This is a genomic window from Metabacillus niabensis (assembly GCF_902829255.1).
GTDB lineage: Bacteria > Bacillota > Bacilli > Bacillales > Bacillaceae > Metabacillus > Metabacillus niabensis.
Genome location: NZ_CADEPK010000373.1, coordinates 1 through 4269, shown reverse-complemented (window position 1 = coordinate 4269; position 4269 = coordinate 1). Strand labels below are relative to the sequence as shown.

Annotated in this window: 4 protein-coding genes; all 4 read left to right on the top strand. The window is 34.1% G+C overall.

Going from position 1 to position 4269, the window contains the following annotated elements; all coding sequences use genetic code 11:
- The first annotated feature begins 140 nt into the window (after nucleotides 1-140).
- Genes HU235_RS21910 through HU235_RS21895 form a run of 4 tightly spaced genes read left to right on the top strand, consistent with a single transcriptional unit; the run spans nucleotide 141 to nucleotide 4119 of the window.
- Nucleotides 141-1136: a beta-ketoacyl-ACP synthase III gene (locus HU235_RS21910; protein ID WP_174881584.1), complete on the top strand. Its 996-nt coding sequence runs from the start codon at nucleotides 141-143 to the stop codon at nucleotides 1134-1136.
- The gene (locus HU235_RS21905) at nucleotides 1126-2289 is read left to right on the top strand and encodes an ATP-grasp domain-containing protein (protein ID WP_174881583.1); all 1164 of its coding nucleotides are present in this window, start codon (nucleotides 1126-1128) and stop codon (nucleotides 2287-2289) included. Before HU235_RS21910 ends, HU235_RS21905 begins: the two co-directional genes overlap by 11 nt.
- The gene (locus HU235_RS21900; protein WP_174881582.1) at nucleotides 2286-3278 is read left to right on the top strand and encodes an NAD-dependent epimerase/dehydratase family protein; all 993 of its coding nucleotides are present in this window, start codon (nucleotides 2286-2288) and stop codon (nucleotides 3276-3278) included. The genes HU235_RS21905 and HU235_RS21900 overlap by 4 nt, the downstream gene beginning before the upstream one ends.
- Nucleotides 3268-4119 (top strand): MBL fold metallo-hydrolase, encoded by an 852-nt coding sequence (locus HU235_RS21895; protein ID WP_174881581.1) that lies wholly within the window; start codon nucleotides 3268-3270, stop codon nucleotides 4117-4119. The genes HU235_RS21900 and HU235_RS21895 overlap by 11 nt, the downstream gene beginning before the upstream one ends.
- Nucleotides 4120-4269: the final 150 nt, after the last annotated feature.

Below are 4269 nucleotides of genomic sequence, written 5' to 3'. Positions count from 1 at the left end.
CAATTAACTAATGATTAAATGTAAAAAATGTGAAAAAATCTTTATTTTCTAAAGTAACGAAAAACGGTAAGATAGCATAAGATGGCTTTTTTAGGGAAAATAGCCTTAAAGATAAATAGGGAAATTTGGGGTGCATACAGATGAAACGTAATATTAAAATAACTGGTATTGGCTCATATCTACCAAAAAGAATAGTAGATGGAGCAGAAATTGATAAAATAATAGGTGCAAAAAACGGTTGGTCGGAAAAAAAATCAGGTGTTAAGCAGCGTTATTTTGTGACAGATGAAACTGCGTCATACATGGGAGCAGAGGCAGCGAAAAAAGCAATAGCTGACGCGGGTATTGAACTAAATGAACTTGATTGTATTGTAAGTGGAAGCGGAACAATGGAGCAGGCGATACCTTGTAATGCTTCACTTATTCAAGAACAACTAGGACTCCAGCATTCTGGGATCCCCGCGTTTGATATTAATTCAACATGTTTAAGTTTTCTAACAGCATTAGATATGATTTCGTATGCAATGGAATCAGGAAGGTTTAACCATGTGTTAATTGTTTCTTCTGAAATTGCTTCGGTAGGGCTGAACTGGAGTCAAAATGAAAGTAGCATTCTATTTGGAGATGGCGCGGTTGCTTACGTTTTTTCGAAAACAACTGAAACGGATAGCTCACATATTATTGCCTCACGTATGGAAACGTACAGTGCAGGTGCACATCTTTCTGAAATTAGAGGGGGCGGGACAAAGATTCATCCTAGAAATTATGCTGACGATACAAAGGAGGATTTCCTATTTGACATGGACGGTACGGCAATATTTAAGCTCTCATATAAATTGCTGCCGACTTTCATCGAAAAATTATTTAAAAATACTAATCTAACAATGGATGATATAAAGATGATCGTCCCACATCAGGCTAGTGCCTCGGCAATGAAAATTATTCGAAAAAAACTTAGCGTTAATGAAGAACGATTTATGACAATAATTGAAAATTATGGAAATATGATTGCTGCATCTATTCCAATGGCATTGTATGAGGCAATTAAACAAGGTAGGGTTAAACGGGGAGATAAAGTCTTTTTATTAGGCACATCTGCCGGATTATCTATAGGAGGCATTCTTTTTGAGTATTAATTCGAGAAGGGTGTTAATTACAGGGGCAAGAGCTCCTGTTACTTTACATTTATGTCGAATCTTAAAGGAATTCGGTTTTGTTGTATTTGCGGCTGATTGTATTTCGTATGCAATAGCAAAATCATCTAATAGTGTGACGAAATATTTTTACACTCCTTCTCCAAAATTTAATCCGAATGAATGGGTAAATAGTCTCGCTCGAATTATTAAAGAATATAAAATAGACATCTTAATTCCGACATGTGAGGAGACTTTTTATCTTTCAAAATATAAAAGTGAGCTATCACAGTATTGTGATGTATTTGTCGATGACTTACAACATATGACGATGCTTCATCATAAGGAGACATTTATTCGATTTGTTGAAGAATTGGGGTTTAAAACACCAAAAACATGTTTACTCACTCCTGAAACAAATCAGGAAGTGCTTAGTCAATATTTTTTAAATCAAGAAATTGTAGCGAAAAAAGTGTTTTCCCGTTTTTCAGAATCAGTTGTATTTTTAAAATCTATTAGTGAGCTTAAAAAATCAATTGAATTTAATTCTTCATGGATTGCTCAGGAAAGAATTATTGGTCCCCAATATTGCTCTTATGCAATTTGCAAAGAAGGAAGGCTGCTTGCCCATTCAATTTATCGTTCTGAAATGACAGCTGGCTTAGGTGCCACATTGTCCTTTGAATATATTAAAAATGATTATATTGAGGATTTCACGCGGAAAATTGTTGAAAAACTATCCTATACAGGACAAATATCTTTTGATTTTATATTGAATCCTGATGGTGTACCGATACCAATTGAGTGTAATCCACGTGCAACTAGTGGTTTGCATTTGTTTGATAAGCAATTAGGGACGGTTTTTAGTAATGAAGAACAACGACAAACTCTATATCCTAAACAAGGTGTTAAAGAAGCGATAAAGCTAGGAGTATTACTTTACGGTTTAAAAAAATGTACGACAATTAAAGGGATTAAGAGATGGTTGAAAATTGTTTTCACATTTCATGACGCTGTTTATAAAGCGAATGATAGAAAACCGGTAATCTATCAATTTCTCAGTATGTTCTATTTATGGAAGGATAGTAGAGTTTATAAAAATAAACTGTTAGAACAATCTACATATGATATAAGTTGGGATGGTGAAGATGGATGAATGTGCTTGTAACTGGTGCTACAGGATTTTTAGGGCAAAAATTAGCATTCCGATTGGCCACTCTTGGCTTTAATGTCACAGCAACAGGAAGGAATCGTAAAATTGGTCAAATGCTTACTGAGAAGAATATTCGGTTTGAACCAAGCATATTAGAGGACAAAGAACGAATCATTGAGCTCTGTAAAAATAAGGATTATGTCTTTCATTGTGGTGCACTTTCTTCTCCATGGGGGAAATACAAGAATTTTTACGATGCAAATGTTTTAGGAACTAAGCATGTGATAGAAGGCTGTAAACAAGCGAATGTAAAAAGGCTAATCCATGTTTCTACCCCAAGCTTATATTTTTATTACAATGAAAGAAGAAACGTAAAAGAATCAGACCCGTTACCAAATAAATTTGTGAATCATTATGCTGAAACGAAATATTTAGCTGAAATTGAAGTTGATAAAGCGTTTGAAGCTGGCGTTCCGTCAATTACAATTCGTCCACGGGCAATTTTTGGCCCTGGTGATAACGCAATCCTACCAAGATTAATTAAAGTGTGTGAAAAGGGAATTTTCCCTAAGTTTGGTAATGGGGATGTTGAGATTGACCTTACATATGTAGAAAATGTTGTTGATGTTTTATTACTATGCATGAATTCTGAAGAAAAAACGTTGGGTCAAAAGTATAATATTACAAACGGAACAAGTGTGAGCTTATATAAAATGATCGAGAATGTCATTGCACAGCTTGGCATTTCTGTAAAATATAAAACGATTTCAGTTAAAAAAGCATATTTTATCGCTAGCTTACTAGAAAAGCTTTCAACAGTCGTTTTTCAGGGAAAAGAGCCGTTGCTTACGAAATATACGGTTAGCGTGCTCTCACAAACGCAAACTTTGTCTATTGAAAAGGCAAAGAGTGAGCTTGGCTATGCTCCTGCTGTTTCAATTGAAACAGGAGCTGCTGAATTTGTAGAATGGTGGAAGAATCATGAATATTAAGTCGTTGCAATTATTTGAATGTGGTTATTGTACACATCCGGAAAAAATTATCCTTTCGAACGGAAGCTTTAAATCGGTAAAATTTCCTGCAACCGTTGCATTACTAAATCATGAGACATATGGATATATTTTATTTGATACAGGGTATGCCTCACATTTCCTTGAGGCAACAAAACGATTTCCTTATTCGGTATATGCGAAAATAACACCAGTAACGTTTACTGAAACAAAATCAATAAAATATCAACTAGAGGAGCTCGGTATTAATCAAAAACAGATAAACTATATTATTCTTTCACATTTCCACGGGGATCACACTGCAGGATTAAAGGATTTTCCTAATGCCAAAATATTAACATTTAAAAAAGCCTATGAACATATCGTGACGAAGAGTAAGTTTCAAGCATTAACAAAAGGTTGCTTGCTTGATTTACTTCCGGAGAATATTGAGGAAAGATTAATGTTTATCGATGAAATGGACGAGATGCAATTAAGTAAAAGCTATGGCGATTTTTCAATAGGCTATGATGTTTTTGAAGATGAATCAGTGATAGCGATTGACTTAACTGGTCATGCAATTGGACAATTTGGGATATTTGTGAATTTGCAGAGTGGAAAACGTGTTTTATTATGTGCGGATGCAGTCTGGGTAAGTGAAGCATTTGAACAATTAATTTTTCCACATTGGATCGCTAATGTCATAATAGAAGATGTCGAAATGTATCGAAATAATTTGAAAAAATTAAATCAGTTGTGGATTCAAAACCCTGAAATAGATATCCTACCAACACATTGTCATAAAACTTGGGAAAAGGTAAAACAAGGAGTTATCTATGAATAAAGTTAGATTATTAAAGCATTATATTTTAACAAAATATGGTCGTAAATTTCATTCAAGACATGAAATCGAAAACTATCAAAATAAAAAAATTAAAAAGCATTTGGATTTTATTGTTGAAAAATCTCCTTTTTATCGTTCACTGTATTTAGA

Coding starts and splice junctions, on each gene's coding strand:
- HU235_RS21900 (WP_174881582.1), top strand. CDS start 2,286: ATGAATGTGCTTGTAACTGGTGCTACAGGATTTTTAGGGCAAAAATTA.
- HU235_RS21895 (WP_174881581.1), top strand. CDS start 3,268: ATGAATATTAAGTCGTTGCAATTATTTGAATGTGGTTATTGTACACAT.
- HU235_RS21910 (WP_174881584.1), top strand. CDS start 141: ATGAAACGTAATATTAAAATAACTGGTATTGGCTCATATCTACCAAAA.